The organism is Bacillus sp. SIMBA_008, assembly GCF_046535495.1.
Classification (GTDB): Bacteria; Bacillota; Bacilli; order Bacillales; family Bacillaceae; genus Bacillus; species Bacillus subtilis.
The window spans coordinates 1-22,356 of record NZ_JAWRWL010000005.1; the positions used below are offsets into that span (position 1 = coordinate 1).

General features: G+C 45.3%; 21 protein-coding genes and 1 other annotated feature. Of the genes, 3 read left to right on the forward strand and 18 right to left on the reverse strand.

Annotation, left to right across the window (positions count from 1 at the left end; all coding sequences use genetic code 11):
• Positions 1–132: 132 nt before the first annotated feature.
• Positions 133–361, reverse strand: a binding site (T-box leader).
• A gap of 54 nt (positions 362–415) precedes the next feature.
• From SB658_RS16280 to SB658_RS16300, 5 genes are all read right to left on the reverse strand, one after another.
• Positions 416–1,816: an MFS transporter gene (locus SB658_RS16280; RefSeq protein ID WP_015714901.1), complete on the reverse strand. Its 1,401-nt coding sequence runs from the start codon at positions 1,814–1,816 to the stop codon at positions 416–418.
• A complete protein-coding gene (locus SB658_RS16285; protein WP_015714902.1) occupies positions 1,816–2,286 on the reverse strand; it encodes an Rrf2 family transcriptional regulator in 471 nt (156 codons plus the stop codon). Before SB658_RS16285 ends, SB658_RS16280 begins: the two co-directional genes overlap by 1 nt.
• A gap of 111 nt (positions 2,287–2,397) precedes the next feature.
• On the reverse strand, positions 2,398–2,898 hold the full coding sequence (locus tag SB658_RS16290) for a YwgA family protein (protein ID WP_003227524.1): 501 nt from the start codon (positions 2,896–2,898) through the stop codon (positions 2,398–2,400).
• A 35-nt stretch (positions 2,899–2,933) separates the two neighbouring features.
• Positions 2,934–4,235: an HD domain-containing protein gene (locus SB658_RS16295; RefSeq protein ID WP_024571616.1), complete on the reverse strand. Its 1,302-nt coding sequence runs from the start codon at positions 4,233–4,235 to the stop codon at positions 2,934–2,936.
• Positions 4,236–4,396: 161 nt separating this feature from the next.
• Positions 4,397–4,621: a YuzB family protein gene (locus SB658_RS16300; protein WP_003222050.1), complete on the reverse strand. Its 225-nt coding sequence runs from the start codon at positions 4,619–4,621 to the stop codon at positions 4,397–4,399.
• Between the two features lie 215 nt (positions 4,622–4,836).
• Here SB658_RS16300 and rsfA point away from each other — a divergent pair, with 215 nt between their 5' ends.
• Complete coding sequence (rsfA, locus tag SB658_RS16305; RefSeq protein ID WP_015714903.1) at positions 4,837–5,613, forward strand: prespore-specific transcription regulator RsfA; 777 nt, start codon at positions 4,837–4,839, stop codon at positions 5,611–5,613.
• 143 nt (positions 5,614–5,756) lie between these two features.
• Here the strand turns inward: rsfA and SB658_RS16310 are convergent, their stop codons facing one another.
• The 4 genes from SB658_RS16310 to pta form a co-directional block, all read right to left on the reverse strand.
• Positions 5,757–6,650 (reverse strand): carboxylate/amino acid/amine transporter, encoded by an 894-nt coding sequence (locus tag SB658_RS16310; RefSeq protein WP_015714904.1) that lies wholly within the window; start codon positions 6,648–6,650, stop codon positions 5,757–5,759.
• A 167-nt stretch (positions 6,651–6,817) separates the two neighbouring features.
• Positions 6,818–7,663: an octanoyl-[GcvH]:protein N-octanoyltransferase gene (ywfL, locus tag SB658_RS16315; protein WP_015714905.1), complete on the reverse strand. Its 846-nt coding sequence runs from the start codon at positions 7,661–7,663 to the stop codon at positions 6,818–6,820.
• A 48-nt stretch (positions 7,664–7,711) separates the two neighbouring features.
• The gene (cysL, locus tag SB658_RS16320) at positions 7,712–8,611 is read right to left on the reverse strand and encodes a cysJI operon transcriptional regulator CysL (protein ID WP_014481233.1); all 900 of its coding nucleotides are present in this window, start codon (positions 8,609–8,611) and stop codon (positions 7,712–7,714) included.
• 145 nt (positions 8,612–8,756) lie between these two features.
• Positions 8,757–9,728, reverse strand: a complete 972-nt coding sequence (gene pta, locus SB658_RS16325; protein ID WP_015714906.1) for a phosphate acetyltransferase — start codon at positions 9,726–9,728, stop codon at positions 8,757–8,759.
• Between the two features lie 269 nt (positions 9,729–9,997).
• Here pta and hemQ point away from each other — a divergent pair, with 269 nt between their 5' ends.
• Both hemQ and bacG read left to right on the forward strand, forming a co-directional pair.
• Entirely contained in the window at positions 9,998–10,762 is a 765-nt protein-coding gene (hemQ, locus tag SB658_RS16330; protein ID WP_003242896.1) for a hydrogen peroxide-dependent heme synthase, read from the forward strand.
• Between the two features lie 132 nt (positions 10,763–10,894).
• Positions 10,895–11,674, forward strand: a complete 780-nt coding sequence (bacG, locus tag SB658_RS16335; protein WP_015714908.1) for an NADPH-dependent reductase BacG — start codon at positions 10,895–10,897, stop codon at positions 11,672–11,674.
• 14 nt (positions 11,675–11,688) lie between these two features.
• Here bacG and bacF read toward each other — a convergent pair whose 3' ends face one another.
• The 9 genes from bacF to SB658_RS16380 form a co-directional block, all read right to left on the reverse strand.
• On the reverse strand, positions 11,689–12,888 hold the full coding sequence (gene bacF, locus SB658_RS16340; protein WP_014481235.1) for a transaminase BacF: 1,200 nt from the start codon (positions 12,886–12,888) through the stop codon (positions 11,689–11,691).
• Complete coding sequence (bacE, locus tag SB658_RS16345; RefSeq protein ID WP_014481236.1) at positions 12,889–14,073, reverse strand: bacilysin exporter BacE; 1,185 nt, start codon at positions 14,071–14,073, stop codon at positions 12,889–12,891.
• Positions 14,070–15,488, reverse strand: coding sequence for an alanine--anticapsin ligase (gene bacD, locus SB658_RS16350; RefSeq protein WP_003242921.1), 1,419 nt, complete (start codon positions 15,486–15,488; stop codon positions 14,070–14,072). Before bacD ends, bacE begins: the two co-directional genes overlap by 4 nt.
• Before the next feature lie 18 nt (positions 15,489–15,506).
• Positions 15,507–16,268 carry a dihydroanticapsin 7-dehydrogenase gene (bacC, locus tag SB658_RS16355; protein ID WP_026009856.1) on the reverse strand — a complete coding sequence of 254 codons (762 nt, stop codon included), beginning with the start codon at positions 16,266–16,268 and terminating at the stop codon, positions 15,507–15,509.
• Between the two features lie 2 nt (positions 16,269–16,270).
• Positions 16,271–16,978 (reverse strand): 3-((4R)-4-hydroxycyclohexa-1,5-dien-1-yl)-2-oxopropanoate isomerase, encoded by a 708-nt coding sequence (gene bacB / locus SB658_RS16360; RefSeq protein ID WP_003244300.1) that lies wholly within the window; start codon positions 16,976–16,978, stop codon positions 16,271–16,273.
• Positions 16,968–17,582 (reverse strand): prephenate decarboxylase, encoded by a 615-nt coding sequence (bacA, locus tag SB658_RS16365; RefSeq protein WP_009968341.1) that lies wholly within the window; start codon positions 17,580–17,582, stop codon positions 16,968–16,970. The genes bacB and bacA overlap by 11 nt, the downstream gene beginning before the upstream one ends.
• A 151-nt stretch (positions 17,583–17,733) precedes the next feature.
• Positions 17,734–18,972 (reverse strand): MFS transporter, encoded by a 1,239-nt coding sequence (locus SB658_RS16370; RefSeq protein ID WP_095010536.1) that lies wholly within the window; start codon positions 18,970–18,972, stop codon positions 17,734–17,736.
• A gap of 209 nt (positions 18,973–19,181) precedes the next feature.
• On the reverse strand, positions 19,182–20,594 hold the full coding sequence (locus SB658_RS16375; protein WP_144500472.1) for an amino acid permease: 1,413 nt from the start codon (positions 20,592–20,594) through the stop codon (positions 19,182–19,184).
• The gene (locus SB658_RS16380; RefSeq protein ID WP_003227487.1) at positions 20,594–22,294 is read right to left on the reverse strand and encodes a M20 family metallopeptidase; all 1,701 of its coding nucleotides are present in this window, start codon (positions 22,292–22,294) and stop codon (positions 20,594–20,596) included. The genes SB658_RS16375 and SB658_RS16380 overlap by 1 nt, the downstream gene beginning before the upstream one ends.
• Positions 22,295–22,356 lie beyond the last annotated feature (62 nt).

Here is a 22,356-nt window from a genome sequence, read left to right on the forward strand (position 1 = left end):
CCAAGGCGGTAAATGATATTCCTAAGCTGGGAAGCTCTCACCTTTCCTTCCCTCTCTGAAAACCGTAACTATCATTCGTGTCCTTTTCAACGCATTTATGTAGTTCATATAAAAAAACACACCCATCCCTCTAAAAGGGACGAATGTGTTGATCATCCGTGGTTCCACCCAAATTCCCGATCAATTACACATGGTGATCGGCTTAAAGATGCTGTAACGCAGCATGACGGTATCAGATACTTGTTTTCCCCGATACGGCTCAAAGGCGGTAAGCTGCTTTCCCTGCGTTAGGAAGATCTCAGCTGTCCTTCCCTCTCTGGAAACCGTAAAAAGCATCTCGTGTCCTTATCAGTGCCTGTTGTTTCAATAATTTTTTACATCTTACTATATATTCCCACAAAGTGCAATCAGTGATTTACATTTTTTCTGACGCGGCAGTCCCGTTATGGGCAGCCAGAAACAGCCATACAAGCAATGCAGCGAGGCTGTATGACGCTCCCATCATCAAAAACGTAAACCCGGCACCAGCATACCAAGTGGCGGACAGATGAATGATCACCCCGGTTATCGCTACGCCGACCAAGGCTCCGATTTGCCGGTTTGCATTTAACGCCGCACCGGCGATATTAGCATGTCTTTGCCCGGCAGCCTGCATGATCACAGTTGTCATGGCAGGAACTGTAATACCGGTACAGAGGTTCATAACAGACATCAACACCGCCAGCTGCCAATAAGGAAAATCCGGAGAAATCAGCACAAACAACAGCAATGCAATGATACAGCTGACCGCCATTGATACAAACATAAGCTGCCCGGCTTCAAACCGATTCGCCAGACGGGCAAACAGCAGATTGCCGATCACGAAGACCGCCATCATCGGCAGCAGCTCCACTCCAGCCATAAAGGAACTTGCACCTCCTGCTTCCTGCAAAAAAAGGCTGAGCATAAACATGCCGCCAAAAAGGGCGAAATTCAGCAAAAACCCGATAAATTGGGCAGCTGAGAAGCGGCCGTTTTTGTATAAGGACGCCGGCAGGATGGGTGCTTTTGCAGAAATTTCCCGCAGCAAAAACAGCACAAATGCCAAAATCGCTGCAGTAAATGCTACAAGAATCACTGGCGAGCGCCAGCCCGCTGAAGGCCCCTGTATCAAAGCATAGGAAAGAAACCCGAGAGCCATCATGCCAAGCAGATGCCCGATGATGTTCACGCGGCTGCTTTTTCCCGGAACGCGGCTGAGGATTCGGTAAGCTGAAATGAGCGCAGCAGCCCCTATTGGCACATTGATCAGAAAAATACTCTGCCATCCCGCCAACTCTACCAGCACGCCCCCGATAAAAGGCCCAAGGGCTGAAGCGGCGGAAACAAGCGCGGCCCACAGTCCAAACATTCTCGCCCGCGCCCGCTCATCAGGGTAAGAGGCAGCCAAAAGGCTGAGTGAGCTTGGCATAAACAAAGCTGCGCCAATTCCCTGTATAAGGCGTCCGGCAATCAGCATTTGCCCATTAAAGGATGCACCGCATAGACAAGAGGCGAGAACAAAAATAGCTAAACCCAAGATATAGATCGTCTTCGATCCGAAACGGTCGGCCAAGGCTCCGCCCGCCAGCAGAAGCGACGCAAAAGTAAGAATGTACCCGTCCACAACCCACGTTACACCTGAAAGTGACATTGAAAGAGTGCTTTTCATATCAGCCATCGCCACATTCACAACGGTCACATCAAGAGTTGCCATGAGGAAACCAAGTGCGAGCACGATCAGCACGGATATGCCTGTTGATGATGTTGATTCTTGTATAGACGCGCTATTTTTCATTACAATTGCCCTTTCACTTGCTTGATTACCCAATCATCTATTTTTTCAAGATCATACAATTCCCCGACTCTGTCCATGACATGCTGCAAGGATTCTTCTCTCATGAGATTAGCCCATTTATCCTCGATTTCCGCCATGACTGTCTCCAGCACACATTGACTTTCCCCCTCAAATACAGATTGCAGCAGGCCTTTCCCCTGATACATCGAACCTCTGCCTTCGACCGCTTGATAAACATCATAAAGCGTAATGTCAGCCAAAGGCTTCGTCAGGGTAAAACCGCCCTTCGTCCCTGGTAAGGATTCTGCCAAACCGGCTTGAACTAATGTTCTCATCAGCTTCTTCAAGTAAGACGGAGACACACGCAATCGCTGGCTTATAGCCTCTGACGTCAAAGAAGCCTGTACAGGCAGCCGTGACAGTAAAAGCAACACAGAAACCGCCTGCTCCATTCCTGATTTCATTTTCATCCTATTCACTCCTGATTCATTATGGATAACTATTATCCATAATGAATCTCTTAGCAGCTTTTGTCAATAAAAAAAGCAAAAGAAACGATTCATTTCTTTTGCTCGGTATGGTTAACAAATCTGCTTCAGTTCCTCTATGTATTGAAGCGCTTCGTCATATTCTTCATTTGTATATTTTTGCTTACTTTTGATGGTAAAGACTTTTTCTTTCTTTTCCTCATCCTCAAGCCCGTCAAAGTAAAGGATCGTGGAAACCAGCTCTAAAAACCGTGAAGAACGGCTGTTTACACTGTCGATATAGCCTTTCATATCCGGCATGTCCAGATCAGCATGGTCTAAAAATGCGGAGCCTGTCTCAGTCAGCGAATACCGGTATTGAAAGTAGCCGCCCTTTTTTTCCTTCACCTCATGCAGAAATCCAAGGTTGCACAGCTCTTCAATCTGGAGCGTCAGTTCCTCTGAATATGGTCCGTAAAAGTGAAAATCATATTTCTCATAGAAAGGAAACTGCATTTTCTTGGCGATATAAATCATTTTCTGCAGCTTCTTTCGCCCGATGATTTCTCCAGAATCCGAGAACACCTTCATCAGTTTTGCATGTTCTTTCAACAAATTCCCGACATCTCCTTTTTCCTTCTTTCCAATTTCTATGTCAGTCCCAGCAGCTGCCGGATTTTCATTTTCGCTTCCGGATGTTCAGAGCCGTCACAAATCAAGTCCTTTGGATAGTACAGCTTGTGGTCCGTCCGCCGTTTACCTGAGATGGATTCCACAATAGCCGACTGCCTGGACAGCTCTTTAATTTGGCCGTTTTGCGTCAAGAGATGGATCGGCAGACGCTCCTCTTCCTCTCCCGGTCGGTAAAAATCGTATGGCAGATCTGATGAAGAATCAACGACCAAATAATAGCTCGGATCGATTCCCGCCTCTTTGAACAATGAAGTCAGCTCAAAATAAGCCGACATTTCTTCATTCGGATTGAATTCAACGTATTGGAACAGCTGGCGGTTAATGAATCTGCGGCACAAGTCGGATAAAATCGCGTCTTCTTCATCCTCCCAGGCCTGGAAGTAATACAAAATAATAGATTCATCCAGCTTTACATAATCCTCCAGTGTCAATTTCCCTTCAAAAATAGAATAGAAATGAACAGGAGCGTGAGTGAAGACATAGCCTTCATCGTGCAGCTGCTTCGCCCTGTGAAGAATCTTCGTTAAAATGACCTCTGCACTTCTAGTCACAGGATGGAAGTAGACCTGCCAGTACATTTGGTAACGGCTCATGATATAGTCTTCGACAGCGTGCATTCCGCTTTCTTTAATGACGATCTGATCCTCGCGCGGCCGCATCACCCGAAGAATCCGCTCCATATCAAAATGGCCGTAGCTGACGCCCGTATAATATGCGTCGCGCTGGAGGTAATCCATGCGATCTGCGTCAATCTGACTCGAAATCAGGCTGACCACTTGCTTGTTTTTATATGTTTTGGCAATGACTTCAGCAACATCCTGAGGGAACCCCGGGCTCACCTTTCTGAGCACCTGATTAACCTCCGTGTCTCCCAAAATGATACCTCTTGTAAAATCCTCGTGGTCAAGGTGAAAGACCTTTTCAAATGAATGCGAGAACGGCCCGTGCCCGAGGTCATGAAGCAGCGCCGCGGCCAAACAGAGTTCGCGCTCACTGTCATCCCATTCAGGGCGGCCTTTAAAGACGTCATCAACCATTCTTCTGACAATTTCATAGACACCGAGAGAATGGTTGAACCGGCTGTGCTCAGCCCCATGGAACGTCAAATAGGTCGTTCCGAGCTGCTTAATTCTGCGGAGACGCTGAAATTCACGGGTTCCGATCAAATCCCATATCAGCTTGTCCCGAACATGAACATAGCGGTGCACCGGATCTTTAAACACTTTTTCTTCTGATAATTTTCCATTTGGATACGCCATCGTCATTCCCTCTTTTTTTTAGCCGTGTTTCTATTATATCGACTCTATTCTTTGAAAACATCCTTGAATTTGCCCGGCGATTTGTTCCATCTTCATGAAAAACACATCTTGTGAAGCAAAAAAGCCTGACCTGAGGGCCGAGGCTAAGAAAAAATATGTTTTTACTTTTTTATTTTCTTTTTTACTTTGTCAATCAGCTCATCCTCTGTCGGAGCTGACAGCGGGCGATTGTTCACAAAAGCAAATGATTTTTTCCGTCCGGGCCCGCAATAAGATTGGCATCCTACCTCAACCTTTGCGTCCGGGTCCACTTCTTTCAAACGCGGCAGCAATGTTTTGATATTAGTGGCTTGGCAATCATCACACACTCGAAATTCATTAGCCATGACGTACGCTTCCCTTCATTTCTATGTTCATCTATGTGAATAACCTAAAATCACGTTTCAAAAAAAAATCACATCACTCTTCATTTTACAAGGATTCGACTGTTCCTGCAAGCCGCTCCATCCTTCGTATCTCCTATTCTTTCAGCCAATTTGTATAAATATTTTCCAACCTGGACATTCTAATACCATGAAAAGAAAAATGGGAGTTGAGATAAATGACAAAACAGCGACAAGACGCTTGGTCAGAGGAAAACGATCTGCTTTTAGCCGAAACAGTGCTTCGGCATGTGAGGGAGGGCAGCACTCAGCTGAACGCCTTTGAAGAAGTCGGCGATAAATTAAACCGGACATCTGCAGCCTGCGGATTCAGATGGAACGCAGTGGTCCGCCATCAATATGAAAAAGCGCTCCAGCTTGCGAAGAAACAACGAAAACAGCGGATGAGAGCGCTCGGAAACGGGCAGCCCGCGAAAAAAAGATTATTATATCAGCCTCCTGCCGTTGATCCTGAAATCATTCAAGAAACCGCTGCAGAAGAGCCGGTTAAAATGGAAACACCATCTGTCGAAAATGAGCAACCTTTAATGTCTGGCGAACATATGCCTTTTGTTGATGAAAGCTTTAAGGAAGAGTTAGCTAGTCTATCACACTTATTGTCTCCTCAAACGCCTGCAGCTGCGCCTGAGATGACGATGAATGATGTGATCCGCTTCCTGCAGAATTACGAAGGCAATAACGAGCAATCATCAGCATTAAAAATGGAAAACGAGCGTTTAAAGAAAGAAAATCATGAATTGCAAAACAAAACAGAGCAGCTAGAGGCAGAAGTTCAAAAGCTTGAAAAAGACCAAAAAACGATCCAAGAAGATTATGAAACCTTGGTGAAAATTATGAACAGAGCCAGAAAGCTAGTTTTATTTGAAGAAGATGAACATGCCTCTCCGTCCTTCAAAATGGACCGGAACGGCAATTTAGAAAAATTAGCGGAATGACATAGAAAAATCCCAAAACGGGCAGCTGTTTTGGGATTTTCGCCATGTGCAAAATCCCCTTTTCTATTGAGAAAAGAGAATTTCCTCATTTTGCAGCCGGATCAGCTATTCTTGTAAAATGAGGCGAAGCTTATGTGAATCTATTAAGACATGTGAGTTGCCTCGGCCGTTTTTTGTTTTCGAGGCTCAGCAGAAATGACCAAAAGCCCCAGCATCATAAGCGCAATGCCGCCCAGCCACGAGGAAGGCGAAAGCATTTCCCCTATGAAAAACACGCCAAGCAATGAAGCCGTCAGCGGTTCAGCTAAAGACAGCGTGACCGCCGCCGAGGCCGGAACCCCGGTAAGCCCTTTCGCAAACAAAAAGTATGCGGCACATGTTGCAATTAACCCGATGTAAAGGCTTGTTCCCAGTCCTCTAGGGGTCCATATCCACGAGATATCTGACTGCCATAATAGCGGCGTCAGCAAGATGGCGCTGATCATGAATACAACGGCGGAGGTCGCTCGAGGAGGCTGGGTTTTCATCATCGCTTTACTGATGAGCGTATAGCCTGCAAAAGAAGCACCCGCTCCAAGCGCCATAAGAACACCAGCCACATCAATCCGAACATTGGAACTGTCGGAAAACAGAAGCCAGCAACCCGCTAAAGCCAGCACAGTCGCAATCCACCAAGAGTTTCGCGGGCGTTTCTTCAATACAGCCCATTCGAGGGTCCCGGCAATGATAGGCGCACTGCCGATGGCAATCACAGTTCCCACTGCAATTCCCGTTTCTTTAACCGCTGTGAAAAACAGCGGCTGGTAACACGCCATACAAACAGCGGCTAAAAATACGAGCGGCCATGACCAATTTTTCACGTGAAGCTCTCGGCTGATCCAAACCGCAAGCAGCATGGCGCTCCCTCCTATTAATAACCTGAACGCCCCAAATGCCAGCGGTGTGGCGCTTTCTGGAGCCAATGCCTGAACGGTTCCCGTGGTCCCCCAGAAAAAAGCCGCAATCAATACAAAAAGGCTGTAAATATTCCCTTTCATCTGCCTCTCCCCTTTAATATGGATGCTGATATCATTTTATCGTTTTTCTTTTTGCTGTGGTTATCTGTATGTAAGAAGGATTTATCTGAAAATAAGATTATTGGGGTAAAATGCCGCTTGTGATAAAAAATGCATGCCGGCATATACAGCCGGCATGCGAAGAACGTTCACCCAAATACCTTTGCATTCCGCTCAGCCATCCGGGCGAGGTTTTTCTCAAATTCCATTTCCTCATCAATGGACAGTCCGGCAGAGTAAAGATGGGTGCTTAACGCTTTTAATTCCGTCAATAAAGCGAACATTAAGTCTTGTACGGAGATGTCTTTTTGCAGAAGCTCACTTAAGGACGCCATCGTTTCCGGACGTATTTCCGGATAGACGCCTTTTTTATCGTTTTGTTTGTCTTTCAGCGCCGCTTGATAGAATCGTCTGATCAAGTCGGCCCTTTCACTGCCGCTTTTATCCGCACAGAGATAAATTTGAACAGCAACTCCGCCGCGAACGCGTCTCTGAGAGATGCCGGCGAACTTTTTGCCATTTATACTGAGGTCATAGCTGCCGGGACAATAAGACCCTTCAATTTCATAGGCTTCGATCTTTGCGTTGTACGGTCTCAGCATTCGTCTCATCAGCTCGACCATCGCTTCATATCCTTTGTCTATATCGATGCCTTTCTTTTCGTCCTCGAATATGAGAGAGATATTTAAAACACCGTCATCCAATACGACGGCAAGACCGCCGGAATTGCGTACGATCACACGGTATCCTTGACTCTCCAGCAAGGAGATGCCATCCTGCAAAAACGGGAGGCGTGTATCCTGTATTCCAAGGACAATTGTATCGTGGTGCACCCATGAGCGCGCTGTCGCCGGCGACACGCCTTTTCCGACGGACATGCACAGCGTATCATCCATTGCGAAGGATTGCTTCGCATCAAATAAAGGGCCGAGACTGGATTGGTCAATGACTCTCCATTTCGGCTGCATCAGTAAATCAATCGGTTGGTTTGCCATCTATGTAAAACCCTTTCATGTTAGGCTTATTGAACGAAAACTATTATATCATTTCAGCAGCTGTGATTGATAATTGCTTTTCAGCATCGTAATAAAAATTTCTTTATTTTTTGTATTCTCCATGAGAGGAGAATGAATGTAAGACAGCTTGCGCTTTAACGAGAAATCTTTAATATGCAGAATTGAGATTTCCCGGTGGATCAAATCCTTATGCAGTACGCTTCTGGATAGAACCGAAAGTCCCATGCCGTTAATCACCGCTTCCTTTACACCTTGATTGCTGCTGATGGTGAACATTGATTTCGGCCGAAGTCCATTTGAACTGAGTACATGATCGAGATATTCTCTCGTCCCGGAGCCTTTCTCTCTTGTCACCCACGCTTCGTTCTGCAAATCGCTGATCGAAATCTCTTTCCGCCCGGCGAGCGGATGCTGATTTGGAGCGGCAATGCACATTTCATCCTCCATGAACGGTTCAATTTCCAGCTCATTCTCGTTTGTATGTCCTTCAATCAGCCCGATATCAGCCTGAAGCATCCGCACACGCTCGCTGACCTCCTCTGTATTGCCAATCATGACATCTAGATTCAGCTCTGGATACAGCTTTTGCAGCTGGGCCAATAGCGGCGGAAGAATATACTCACCGATTGTAAAGCTTGCAGCTATTTTCAATTCACCCTTCACATAGTGATGATGCGCATAGATTTCAGCCTTGGCTTGTTCGTAGAGAAACACCATTTGCTTTGCTCTTTGATATAAAATGTCTCCTGTCGGCGTTGTCGTAAAGTGTTTTGGCGACCTGTTCAGAAGAGCCGTTTGAAATTCTTTCTCAAGATTTTTGATATGCAGACTGACGCTGGGCTGGGAGATCATCAGCTTTTCCGCCGCTTTTGTGAAGTTTTTTTCTTCTACCACCGCTATAAACGTTTTCAGCACGTCGTAATACAAAAACCCCACCCCTGTCATTAATGAAATATATGGTTATGATTAGTTTTCTTTATTGTACTCATATCATCCGTCTTGGTAAAGAAGGCTATACGGAAGCGCAAAAAAGGCAGCCCTCGGTCGAGAGCTGCCATCGCCTTCATTTTTACTACAGTGCTTGCGCCGCTGTAATTAATGCGAGATTGTAAACATCTTCAGCGTTACATCCTCTTGAAAGGTCGTTTACAGGCATATTTAAACCTTGCAGGATTGGTCCTACCGCTTCAAAGTTGCCCAAACGCTGAGCGATTTTATAGCCGATGTTTCCTGCTTCAAGGCTTGGGAATACGAATACGTTAGCGTCCCCTTTGATCTCGGAATCCGGCGCTTTTTTCTCAGCTACAGATGGAACAAATGCAGCATCAAATTGGAATTCGCCGTCAAGTGTCAGTTCAGGCGCTTTTTCTTTCGCGATTTTAACTGCATCCGCTACTTTTTCTGTTTCATCAGATTTTGCTGAGCCTTTTGTAGAGAAGCTGAGCATTGCCACGCGAGGCTCAATGTCGAACATTTTTGCCGTATTGGCACTTTCGATCGCAATCTCGGCAAGATCTTGGCTGTCAGGCGCAATGTTGATCGCGCAATCTGCGAATACGTATTGCTCTTCTCCGCGAGCCATGATGAACACGCCGGAAGTCTTTTTCACGCCTTCTTTTGTTTTGATGATTTGAAGAGCCGGGCGGACAGTGTCAGCAGTTGAGTGAGCAGCTCCGCTTACAAGTCCGTCTGCAAGTCCTTTATACACCAGCATTGTACCGAAGTAGTTCTCGTCTAATAATGTTTTACGAGCCTGTTCTTCAGTCGCTTTGCCTTTGCGGCGTTCTACGAATGCTTGTACAAGGTCTTCCATGCCTTCATATGTATGAGGATCATAAATCTTAACGCCGTCCAGCGTAAGGTTCAATTCTTTTGCTTTTGCTTGGATCTCATTTTCATTGCCGATCACAATCGGATTCAGCACTTTGTTTCCTGCAAGCTTGCTGACCGCTTCTAAAATACGCTCGTCTAAGCCTTCAGGAAATACAATTTTAACGTCTTTTCCAGCTACTTTTTCTTGCACTGTTGAAAATAAATCTGCCACAATAAAACCTCCTCAAAAAGTTACAAAAACGCTTTCTTTTACTAGCATACTCTTCTTCCAATCAAATTCAAACAGCCAACTTTCATTATAGCGCTTTCATAAAAAAATCTTATTTTTCTAACTAATTTAAGTGACTCAATCTTCCCTTATAGGTTCTTCTATTTTGATGGAGTTATACGGAAGGGATGTTCAAGGTTTCTCCACAGTAGAATCGGATAAACTATGGTATAGTGAAGGCAATCATGAAAAGATAATGGGAGTGAAGATAAATGAGTGAACAGCAAATGACGAATGAAGCGGCAAAAACGCTTGACGGCTGGTATGCGCTTCATGATTTCCGCACAATGGATTGGGCTTCCTGGAAGCTTCTGTCCAGTGATGAGCGCCAATCTATCATACATGAATTCACCGGGTTGCTTGAAAAATGGGGCGTAGCCCAAAAAGAAGGAAAAGGATCGCAAACTCTTTACAGCATCGTCGGCCAAAAAGCTGATTTTATGCTGATGATCCTTCGTCCTACAATGGAAGAATTAAATCAAATTGAGCTTGAATTCAACAAATCAAGACTTGCTGAGTTCACCATTCCGGCATACTCCTACGTATCAGTGGTAGAGCTGAGCAACTACTTGGCAAGCGGTGACGGCGATCCTTACGAAAATCCGCATGTGCGCGCGCGCCTTTACCCTGAACTGCCGGAATCAAAATATGTATGCTTCTATCCAATGGATAAAAGAAGATCCGGCAACGACAACTGGTATATGCTTTCAATGGAGGAACGCAGAAACTTGATGAGAAGCCACGGTTTAATCGGCCGCAGCTATGCGGGCAAAGTCAAACAGATCATCACCGGCTCTGTCGGCTTTGACGATTACGAGTGGGGCGTTACATTATTCAGCGATGATGTCCTTCAATTCAAGAAGCTAGTGTACGAAATGCGTTTTGACGAAGTCAGCGCTCGCTATGGCGAATTTGGTTCATTCTTTGTCGGCAATCACCTTTCGCTTGATACACTTCCTCAATTCTTATATGTATAATATCCCCTCCCGCCCTATCCGGCGGGAGTTTTTCAATTCTCCTTTATCAGAATTTAAATAAAATTTGCTATTTTCTTCGTTTTTTCTTACGATGTAGATAATAATCCATTTTTTTCAAAGGGGTGCAGTTATTTGTCAAAACGAACCGCATTTGTTATGGGAGCCAGTCAAGGGATTGGGAAAGCAATCGCTCTGAAATTAGCAGACCAGCACTTTTCCCTCGTCATTAATTCGCGAAATTTGGATAATATTGAATCTGTCAAAGAAGACATTTTGGCCAAGCATCCTGAGGCGAGCGTCATTGTCCTTGCGGGCGATATGTCTGACCAGCATACGAGAGCGGCCATTTTTCAGGCAATCGAATCTCAATGCGGACGGCTTGATGTTCTGATTAATAATATCCCGGGCGGCGCGCCTGACACATTTGATAACTGCAATATAGAGGATATGACGGCCACGTTCACTCAAAAGACCGTTGCCTATATTGACGCAATCAAGCGTGCTTCCTCACTGATGAAACAAAACGAGTTTGGCAGAATCATCAACATTGTCGGAAATCTGTGGAAGGAACCCGGCGCCAACATGTTCACAAACAGTATGATGAATGCCGCTTTAATTAACGCCAGTAAAAATATTTCCATCCAGCTTGCTCCTCACAACATTACTGTCAACTGTCTGAATCCTGGTTTTATCGCTACAGACCGTTATCATCAATTTGTGGAAAATGTGATGAAAAAGAACAGCATATCCAAACAGAAAGCAGAAGAACAGATTGCTTCCGGGATTCCGATGAAACGGGTCGGATCAGCCGAAGAAACCGCAGCGCTCGCCGCATTTCTTGCCTCTGAGGAAGCCTCCTACATCACGGGACAGCAAATTTCCGCTGACGGCGGCAGCATGAAAAGCATATAAAAACATCCCGCTTTTTAGCGGGATGTTTCTTGTAATGACCCGAACGGCAGGTTCAGCTTTTGAATCCGCGTGACAAATTCCCTCAGATCCTCCTGCTTCGACACCATTGAGATTCTGACATGCCTTTTTCCGTTGCTTCCAAAAATTTCGCCCGGTGTGACTACGACATGGGCATGCTCCAGCAAGTAATCGGAAAATTGGTGAGATGTCTCAAACGTATTCGGAATTTCAGCCCATACGTAAAAGGTTCCTTTTGGCTTTTCCATCTTCCAGCCCAGTTCCTTTTCACAAAGCGCCGTAAAAAAGTCAATTCGTTCCTTATAAATTCGTTTCAACGATTCCGTATGCTCCGGATCTCCAGAAAGCGCCGCACTCGCTGCCTGCTGCAGCCCGCCGAACATGCCGACAAATACATGATCCTGAAATTCATTGACGGCCTGAATGATCCTTTCGTTCCCAACCGCAAACGCCATTCTCCAGCCGGCCATGTTAAATGTTTTTGAAAATGAATAAAGCTCTGCTCCGACAATTTTGGCATCCTCTGCCTCAAGAAAGCTGGCCGGTTTTTGATCGAATTCAAACGCTCCGTATGCAAAATCATGAATCAAATGGATGTTATGCTCTTTCGCAAAAGCAGCAGCTCTTGCATAAAAAGCCGCATCAGCCACAGCTCCAGTGGGGTTGTTCGGGTAGTTTAAAAACATAAGCTTCGCTTTTTCCAGCACGGCTGGATCAATCTTTTCAAAATCCGGCAGATAGCCATTTTCTTCATACAGCGGCATTTCGTAAAGCTCAGCTCGCGCCATCGTAATCCCTGATAAATATTCAGGGTAGCCTGGATTCGGGACTAAAGCGATGTCTCCCGGATTGAGCAGGCATTGTGTCAGCACATACAAACCGGCTTTCCCGCCTCCGAAAAGCGCGACCTCCGTTTCAGGATTGATTGTCACGCCGTATTCTCTTTTATAGAAAGCAGCGATTGCTTCCTTCAAAAAAGGATAGCCCCTGAATGGGCCGTATCCATGAAATGAAGGATTCAGAGACGCCTCCCGCAAAGCCTCGACAATATGCGGCGGAGTGGGAAGGTCAGGGTTCCCCTGTCCGAGATTAATGATATGGGCTCCCGTTTTTTCCATTTCCTTTACCTTTTGAAAAACGAGAGAAAACTCCTGCCTTGGAAGTGTCTTGATGACATCGGACGGTGTTATTTCCATCTAAAAGACTCCTTTTTGCTCCGTTTTGTTATCCCGTTCCAAAAACGATTTGTTGACGAGCTTCGTATGCAAAAACAAACCGCATACGATCACGACAATCAGCCCCATAATGACCGGAGCGCTTAGGATATTAATGAACATTGAACCAATAGAAATGCATAATCCGATAGACGCTTCGGCCACTGAAAAAATGCGCCCTTGAATCTGGTTTGCCGCATTTTCCTGAACCTTCACTTTTGCAAGCACTTCCCCGTATTCCATCGCGATGAAAAAGAGGATCGCCGCGATGACAGAAACAGCGAATATCGGTGTGAATAAAAACAGCGCCAGCGAGACAATGGATAAAACGGTAAAGTACGTCAGGCCTCTATTGTTGTTAAAGCCCCATTTGCTGACAAGCGCCGCTCCGATAAAGCCGCCGAAGCCGATGCAGAACGTGAGAATAAAGTTACCGATTTCCCCGTCACCCAGAAAGCGGCTGACAATCGGAAAATAGCTGTACACAACTCCCCACAGCAAAGCCATCGTAATCATCGTAAACATGGCGTTTAATACGAATGCATTGGTTTTGATTTCCTTGAGTCCTTCCTTAAAAGACTGAAAGGCCTCTTTAATGTTTTCAGATTGAATCGGCACAAATTGCAGCTTGATACGGCTGATAAAAAATGCCGAAACCAGGTATGTCACACCGTTAAAGGCAACAGCCAGCTCTACAGATCCGCCTAACAGAAAGAGCCCTCCGGCAGCCGCCCCGACGATAATGGAAATGGTTGTCGCTTTTGCAAATAACGTGTTGATGCTTTTAATATCTGATTCTAAGGACGACATGACAGCGAGACGGGCGGGATTAAAAAACACGCCGCTTCCATAAGAAATAAACAGCAGGGCCAGAAAAATCAGCGGATACTCGCCTTTTGGAAGAAATGTGAGCCCCAAAAAGATGATGCCTCTGATGATATCCGTCCACAGCATGATCTTAATTCTGTCTAACCGGTCGACCAGAACCCCCAAAAACGGCTGAAACACCATCGGAATGCTTCTGACCACGATGACCCCGGACGTCACCCAATAATCGTGATAATATGTAGACAAAATGAGCAGGGCAGGGAGAACACAATAGTCTCCCATGAATGATAGCGCCTGCCCGTAAAGCAAGTATTTAGAGTTGGGTTTCAGCTGTTTCATACTGGCAGCACATACTTTGCCGTCAGCTTCGCATGCTGCTGAATTTGTCTGATTGATTCAGCCACATCCTGTGAATTACTGCCTTTCAGTTCAAATGCAGCAATGGAATTGAAAGCTTCAAACAATGTCAAATCAACTGAAGTTCCTGGTGCTGCGGCCGAAAAAGAAACGATTTCAGTATCCCCTTTTAAAAGCCCGTCCGGAATATCGATCGCTTCAATGACCAAATCCTCAGCAGTTTCAGGAATTTGGCCATTTTGTTTGAAATGCTGCGGGTACAAATGGCAGTCGGCAACATAATAAGGCTCTTGATCCAATAATCCGTCCGGCAGATCGGCGTCTTTTCCGAAACAGAGGACATCTAATAATAATTGCGCCATATCAAGGCCGAAAACCTTTTTAATGTTAGGGATCATATTCCAGCCGGCAAATCTGGCTGCTGACTCTATTAAACCCGGTTCTCTGTTTTTCATTAGCTTGATCTCTGTATGTGTTGCGCAATTTTGCAGGCCAAGACCTTCATTTGCCTTTTTGGCAGCTTCGACAATTTTCTTTTTTGCCTCTTCATCCAGAATGGACGGCGTAATGTGGGATGTCTCTGTAAACCCGATTTGCGGCGTTTTATCATGAATGGCGATCGGGAAATACTCACCGTCAGCCATGATGCCTTCTATACTGATATAGTCGGAGTACCCTTCTGTTTGATACCAGTCTCCGTACTCACCCTGTAAAAATTCTTCAGCGATAAACGGCGCTTCAAACGTAACCGCCTTTGGCACGTTAATTGATTTCAGATAGTCATTGACTCTGTTAAATTCATCTTCTGCCGTCTCAGTGTCCGTAATCAGCGTTACACCGATTGAACTCGCTAAGTATGTAGGCTTTAAGATAAGAGGTGTGCCGATCTCTTCAAGAGCAGCACGGAAATCTTCGAGAGTTGTGACTCGTTTGTTTTTGATCGATTTGACTCCGGCCTTATTAAAAGCGTCCCTCATTTTATTTTTATCTCTGGCATTTTCGGCTGCCTGCACGCCGGCACCTCTCAAGCCCAGACGTTCACAGGCTTTCGCCATCGGAGCAATGAATAATTCATTGTTTGTTGTGATGGCATCCGCCCCAAACATTTCGGCAACCTTGACGATTTGCTCGACGACCTCTTCCTCAGGCTTGTTATGATCCTCATGCGCCCAATAAATGGAGTCAGGATGCTCAAAATCAGCTAAACTCTTAAAATAGTCTTTATCTTTTATGACCGCGACCGAGTATTTTTCAATCAATGCTGCATGGGAGGCTGTAATTGCAAAAGGTCTTGGAATAAAGCTGACCAGGTTATATTTTTCAGCAGCGCTTTTATAAAACATGTGCGGCGGGCAGCCTCCAAGATCAGCGATGACCAATACTGTTTTTCTCTCCATATGTAAAACACTCCTTCTCTATTGTGCGGTGTATCCTCCGTCTGCGGTGATGGCGCTTCCGGTCATATAGCTTGATAAATCCGAGGCTAAAAACAGCATCACGTTTGCGATTTCTTCAGGTTTCCCAAGCCTCAGCAGCGGATTTACCTTCGCCTTTTCTTTTTTGATCTCTTCAAGTGTGCCTTCGTTATTTTCAAGGAATGATTTTTCATTCAGCGGTGTGTCGATGATCCCCGGGCATACGCAGTTCACGCGAATGTGATGTTTCGCATAATCAACGGCCATTGATTTAGTCAGCTGCAAAACCCCGCCTTTGCTGGCGTTATAGGCAGGAATATCAGGCCATGCCACGAGTCCGCCGACAGAGCACGTATTAATGATGTTGCCCTTGCCGGCGGCCAGCATATGCTTGAGTGCATGTTTGCTCATTAAAAACATGCCGGTCAAATTGACTTGCAGCACCTTGTTCCAATCGCTGAGCTCCATCTCGTGAATAGGCGCCACGATTTCAATGCCTGCATTATTAATCAAGACATCGAGCCCGCCAAATGTATGAACCGCCGATTCAACTGCGTGCTGGCAGGCAGCTTCGTCTGTGATGTCCGTTTGCACAAAGTGCAGCCTGTCATTATTTTCTTTTCGTACCATTGCTTCTCCCTGCGCTTCGTCAATATCCGCCACAACCACATTGGCCTGCTTGCCCAAAAAAGCCTGAACCGCAGCATAACCAATGCCTGATGCGCCTCCTGTTATGAGGACGGTTTTATCGGTGAGGTTCATGATCATTCATCCGCCTTCATTTTTTTTGCTTTTGCTCTGTTGTAGCGCGGCGGGAAGAAGATATTAATCGATTTTGATTCTTTTTCCGAACGGTTGATGGCACCATGATCTTCACGAGGCTCACAGAAATAGGCTGTGCCGAATTTCATCTCGACTGTGCAGCCTTCGACCGTCATGTCATAGCCGCCGCCGATGCAGATGCCGATTTGTTCATTCCGATGTTTATGGAAAGGCATTTCTCCGCCATTTCCAGGGATTTTGGCAAGCATAATTTCTACCCAATCCTCAACAAAGAACGTAACTTCCATGCCCGGCAGCAGGTCTCTTGTTTTGAAAATATCCAAAAAGTAGTCCTCAGGACTTGTATATGTTTCATCAGCTTTCAGCCGCTTGATATCAATAGCAATCACTTCTTGGTCTGTGTCGTTTCTTGCCCCGTGAGGCACATGCGGCGGCGCGATATAGGCAGATTCCAAGGCTGTCATTTTTCTTGTCACATCTCCGACAGTCATCATCAGCTCGCCAGAAACGACCATGCCGATTTGGACCTCCTTATGCTGATGGGGTTCAACATTGGTATGCGGCGGGACGTAAGACATTAATACTTCAGTATCCCCTCGTACGGTTGAATACTGCCTCACTCCGTTTTCCCATTCAATTAATTTCGGTGTCGGGAAATAAAGCTCCTGCATATCTTCTTTAGTTTTCATCATCAACGTCTCCTTTTCCAAATAATGACCAGCTCATTGGAATGCTTTTGAATGTTTTTACAAAGGTTAGCCCGTACTTTTGCCGTGCAAGCTCATTGGTTAAGGCAATGTCATACAAACCTTCTTTTACTTTTCTTGCGGCTTGACTGGTTGAATTGACTAGTTTGAAACGAACATCTTTGCGGGTAAAATATTTTATTAAATTAATAGGTGAAGGATGTGAAACAATAACAGATGTATCAAGCATATCGTCCCTGAATTCAAAATCAGGACGAACAGCCAGGCCGTACATCGGTGTATCGCACCTGAAGATCTGCAATAGCTGCAAATCCGGCCTCATGTAGAAATGCTTAATGCCATCGTAAGCATGTGGGACGATGGTATATTCCAGCGGGCTTTGGAGCGTCCTTTCGATGCATGATTCAAAAGTATCATGCAAGGACAATTTACTGTTCAGCCCTTGTAGAAGAGTAAAATTGGAAATGAAATGCTTTGCTGCGTACTCACTGCTTGTCCCCTCAGGGCCGAGCGTGTTGACTGTAATGAGTTTGGATAGTGAATCAGTTCTTTTTTTTGTCTGAATGCTATTATCCAATATAATCATGAGCACCAACCAATCTTTTAAAATTTTAAGTAAATTTTATCCAGCGGAAATTGAACTGTCAATGTTTTTTGAAAATATTGATAATTATTCCCATACAAACAAAAAAACCCTTTAAAAAGGGTTTTTAATTATAGGAATTTAGAAACTTTGTTTATTGAGATAAGGATTGATCGGCCTTCTGCTCAAGTTTGCCGTACTTTTTATATGCGAATATACTGAGCACAAATCCGAGGACTGTGATGGCTGCGCAAATCAATCCGACAGCTGCATAGCCGTATGCCACATAGACGGGTCCCATTAAAGCAGAACCTAATGTCACGGCCAGATTCGAGGCGAGGCTGTAAAACACCATGACTTTTCCGCGATGACGCTCTGAGCAGTCACTCAAAATGGTGCTGAGCAGCGTCACCGTCAAACTTTGCATTAATCCCCAAATAAATAGGCTGGCGATTAACAGAAACATAGACGCCGGCGCATATGGTAAACACGCCAGCAGAACACTGATGACCCCCAGCGCAATCAAAAGGGAGCGCATTTTTCCGATGCGGTCGGCTATCTTTCCTGTAATCACACTCATGGAAAACCCGATTCCATAAATCATGATAAATAAGCCCGCAGCCGTGTTTCCTCCGGTAAAAACGTCCTGAAGATAGGTGCCTAAAAAGGAATACATACCGTAAAAACCAATCATATTACAAAAGGTTATCGTGATATAAACAGGTACACGAGGGACTTTCAGCGCATCCCGGAATGTTCCTGCCGGCTCTTCTATTTCTTCCTTGCCGCTGTTTTTATGTTGGGCATGGCGGCGCATTTCAAGGAGAATCAGCAGGACAACTAAAACGCCCATCAAGGCGAAAATCCAAAACGTCCATCTCCAATGCAGGACGCCGCCGATAAATGATCCGAGCGGCACTCCGAAAATCAGCGCCAGCGACCAGCTTGAAACGATCAGTCCCATCACCTTGCCCCGGTATGTATAAGGGACACGATCACCGACAACTGCGTAAGCGGTCGGAACAAACGCTCCCGCAGCCAATCCCGAAAGCGCCCGGCCTAAAAAGAAGAAAAAAATATTTTGAGCTAAAGCGCATATCACCGTTCCTATGATAAAAATCATAAGCCCGGCCAATAAGCTCAGTTCTCTGGAGTATTTATCGCCTAATGGAACCAAAAGCGGCGCACCGATAAAAATCATAACGCCGTAAATACTGATAGATAATGCAAGGACGCTGACATCTGAGCTGAAGGCTTTTGCTAAATCCGGCAGCAGCGGTGAGATTACAAGCTCTTCAGATCCGGCCGCAAATACCCCCATCGTTAAAGCCAGTGCCAACAATAACGGAAAATGATGTTTTGTTTTGATGTCATTGTTTTGATTGCTGTTCATTCTTTCTCAAACACCTCTTCCATAATCTTCTTATCATAAAGTTGTATTATAGTTTAGCATTGTTTTTTCACTATTTACAATTCGAACGAAATATTTATAAGTTTTATTGTTTTCATTTAAATCCCATTATATATTTCTATATTTCATTCTAAAAACACATGAGGATGTAATGCGTAGAAAAAGCTCTCCGGCCTCCCGGAGAGCTTTTTCTATTGCGCCTCTGTCTGCTCTTTTTCAATCGTTTCATGATTTATACGCTTTTTGATGCTTAGATGATAGTATGCATAACAGAAAATAATGATCGGCACACCGCAGTATAAGCCAATTCTTTGATCCGGAATGAAAATAAGGCTGATCAACACGCAGCCATATAAACAAAATCCGAGAATCGGGACTAGCGGATAAAGCGGCGTTCTGAACTCCAGATCATTCACATTTCCGCCTTCAGCAAGGAAACGCCTGCGAAAGAAAAATTGCGACGCACAAATGGACATCCACGCGACAACTGTCACCATGCCCGAGATTGAGATACACCATAAATACACTGTTTCTGCAGCCATGACACTTGTCAGCAGCGAACAGCCTGAAATGCCTAGCGTAATCAGCAGGGCATTCATCGGCACGCCTTTTTTTGTCAGTCTGGTGAGAAAGGAGGGACCCATTTGATTTGATGAAAGTGACCACATCATACGCGACGCCGCATACAATCCCGAATTAGCAACAGATAAAATGGCCGTTAAGATGACAAAGTTCATGATATCTGCCGAAAATGGGATGCCGATTTGATCGAGTACCGCTACAAACGGGCTTTCAATCACCCCCGCCGTTTTGTACGGAAGGATGGCAACCAAGACGAACATAGCGAGCACAAAGAAAAACAGCGTGCGCCAAATAACATTTCGAATGGACTTTGGCAGTGTTTTTTCCGGGCTTTCACTTTCCCCTGCCGCAATGCCGACAAGCTCCGTTCCCTGGAACGAGAAGTTTACCATGACCAGCGTAAACATAACGGCCAGCACCCCATTAGGGAAAAGCCCTCTATCAGTCATAAAGTTAGACAAAAAGGGTGTCTCCTGTCCGCCTTTAAAGTCAATCAAGCCAAACACAGCGGCTCCGCCAATCACAATAAATAATATGATCGCCGCCACTTTGATGCTTGAAAACCAAAATTCCATTTCCGCAAAGCTTCTGACAGAGAGCGCATTAATCAAAAAGATGACGATGCCGAACACGAGGCACCATATCCAGATCGGAACGGAGGGCAGCCACCTTTGCATCAAAATGCCTGCTGACGTCAGCTCTAACCCCACTGTATTCGCCCAGCTGAACCAATACAGCCAGCCAATCATAAAGCCTGTCGACGGTCCCAGAAATTTAGTGGCGTAGGCCTGAAACGATCCGGCCACCGGCATGGCAACAGCCAATTCTCCTAAACAAAGCATGACGAGATACATTAAAAATCCGCCGATGATATACGCGGCAATGGCGCCGAGCGGTCCCGCCTGGCTAATGGTAAAGCCAGAGCCTAGAAACAGCCCAGTGCCAATCACCCCTCCCAAAGCAATCATAAACAAATGCCTGCTTTTCATGCTGCGCTGCAATTCATTTTTATGATTCTGCATCATCCTTCCCCCTTTGGTTCTTTTGCCGTGATGGTCATCCGGTAGCTTTGCAAAAGATGAACGGTGGTTTGCTGTATGAGGAGAGGCAATACATGAAATGTGTACGGTTTATAGACTCGTTCTGTCCATTTATGGCCGTCTTTTCCGTACACGCCCATATTAATGGATGGAATATTCAGCTTGCGTATGTCTTTGAACGGAATGGTCCCAATCATATTCCACCCAGGGAAGTTCCTGATAAAAGAATCAATTTCGCCATCGGTTTCGTGCAGTGATAAAAAACTGCCGTCTGCCAAGTAGGGGAAAAACTTTTTGAAGACAAATGTTTCGCCTGTCGATTCAGCGGTTTTGTCAGCCGCTTCTTTAATCACATGCTGCAAAAGCTGATCTCTTGCGCTATCTTCTTTCAAATAGTTATGCGGCAGGTAAGGAGGTGCGTAAAATAGAATGACTTTTGCGCCTTGATCGGGGTCAAGCTTTTGAAGCTCTTCGATTGCCTGAAAGCATCTCATGCGAAGTTCAAGGTGCTCGTTGGCTTTGAATGTCTGCTCGATACACTGCTCGGGATCTATTCCCCGGTTTCTCAGCTTTTCTAAGTATTGCTCCAGGCTATACACTTGAATGCCCCATGATAAATGTTTCTTTGGCAGGTTGGCTCTTTTTACATATTCTTCGTAATAATCTGATAATTTTTGTTCTGTCTCCCGGCATGCTTCCTCAGTGACTTCAATAAGCAAATCCATCATTTCTTTTGCTGTTCTTTCATAAATAAAACAATTGAAATACAAGCTGGTGCTGACAGCCGTTTGCACATTATAGGATTCCTTGTTATCACGCTGATACAAACAGGATGGGGGCAGAACCAACTCCCCTTCAACCTTTTCTGCCAGATGGATGTTATTGTGGAGACGGCTTGTGATTTCAGATGAAATGAAATTTGGGTCAATCCCTGCCAGTGTATCGCCAACATGGACTTCACGCCCGTAAATGTAAAAGCAAGGCAACAGTTTTCCCGCGGCTCCGGTATAGATATATCTTGTCTGATCACCATCGTAAAGCGGGGTAATAAAATCCGTATTAATAGCAGCCAAATAGTGAAGCTGTTTTTCTTTTTTTAGCCGGTTCAGCTCTGAAATGCTGGCGAGAATGCCCGAATGCTGGCTCTCCTCATCGGGATTGGCCATAAACAATACATTTCCCGGCAACGTCTCAAGGTTCTCCGAAAAATGCAGGAGATTGGCTAAATGCACGGCGATGCCGCTTTGCATATCGACAGATCCTCTTCCGAACATCCACTCGCCTGATTTGGCATCCCGCTGAACATCCTGATCGAACTCATAGCGGCTGAAATACTCGGCCAATTTCTCACAATCAAAAGCGATATCCTTTAAAGGGCCGAAATCTTCAATTCCAACTGTATCCAGATGGGCATGGTAAATGACTGTATTTCGGCTTTCTCCATGTCCTTTAATAAACGCAAAAATATTTTTGCGTTTGTATGGGTCATTGGGAATGGCCTGTTCCCACACATGACTGGGGTTTTCCTGAAAATAAGGATAGCTCGTGATCACTTCTTTGATGAAATCTGCTTTTGTCCCTTCTCCAACGGTGCCGTTCACGCTGCTGAGGCTGACCAGAGATGCTGTCAGCGCCTCCACTCTTTCAGCCGGATTCATGTGACTGATTTTTGTATACTGCATAAATTGTCCTCCTGATCAAAAAGTTGAAATCGTGCGATCCGCTAAAGAATCGCACGATTTTA

Bases quoted from the DNA above. Each gene is read 5' to 3' on its own strand.
- SB658_RS16295 (WP_024571616.1), bottom strand. From the start codon at position 4,235: ATGGCGTATCCAAATGGAAAATTATCAGAAGAAAAAGTGTTTAAAGAT.
- hemQ (WP_003242896.1), top strand. From the start codon at position 9,998: ATGAGTGAACAGCAAATGACGAATGAAGCGGCAAAAACGCTTGACGGC.
- SB658_RS16285 (WP_015714902.1), bottom strand. From the start codon at position 2,286: ATGAAAATGAAATCAGGAATGGAGCAGGCGGTTTCTGTGTTGCTTTTA.
- bacF (WP_014481235.1), bottom strand. From the start codon at position 12,888: ATGGAAATAACACCGTCCGATGTCATCAAGACACTTCCAAGGCAGGAG.
- rsfA (WP_015714903.1), top strand. From the start codon at position 4,837: ATGACAAAACAGCGACAAGACGCTTGGTCAGAGGAAAACGATCTGCTT.
- bacB (WP_003244300.1), bottom strand. From the start codon at position 16,978: ATGAAAACTAAAGAAGATATGCAGGAGCTTTATTTCCCGACACCGAAA.
- SB658_RS16310 (WP_015714904.1), bottom strand. From the start codon at position 6,650: ATGAAAGGGAATATTTACAGCCTTTTTGTATTGATTGCGGCTTTTTTC.
- bacD (WP_003242921.1), bottom strand. From the start codon at position 15,488: ATGGAGAGAAAAACAGTATTGGTCATCGCTGATCTTGGAGGCTGCCCG.
- SB658_RS16380 (WP_003227487.1), bottom strand. From the start codon at position 22,294: ATGCAGTATACAAAAATCAGTCACATGAATCCGGCTGAAAGAGTGGAG.
- SB658_RS16370 (WP_095010536.1), bottom strand. From the start codon at position 18,972: ATGAACAGCAATCAAAACAATGACATCAAAACAAAACATCATTTTCCG.
- SB658_RS16375 (WP_144500472.1), bottom strand. From the start codon at position 20,594: ATGCAGAATCATAAAAATGAATTGCAGCGCAGCATGAAAAGCAGGCAT.
- SB658_RS16300 (WP_003222050.1), bottom strand. From the start codon at position 4,621: ATGGCTAATGAATTTCGAGTGTGTGATGATTGCCAAGCCACTAATATC.
- bacC (WP_026009856.1), bottom strand. From the start codon at position 16,268: ATGAACCTCACCGATAAAACCGTCCTCATAACAGGAGGCGCATCAGGC.
- bacA (WP_009968341.1), bottom strand. From the start codon at position 17,582: ATGATTATATTGGATAATAGCATTCAGACAAAAAAAAGAACTGATTCA.
- bacE (WP_014481236.1), bottom strand. From the start codon at position 14,073: ATGAAACAGCTGAAACCCAACTCTAAATACTTGCTTTACGGGCAGGCG.
- ywfL (WP_015714905.1), bottom strand. From the start codon at position 7,663: ATGGCAAACCAACCGATTGATTTACTGATGCAGCCGAAATGGAGAGTC.
- SB658_RS16280 (WP_015714901.1), bottom strand. From the start codon at position 1,816: ATGAAAAATAGCGCGTCTATACAAGAATCAACATCATCAACAGGCATA.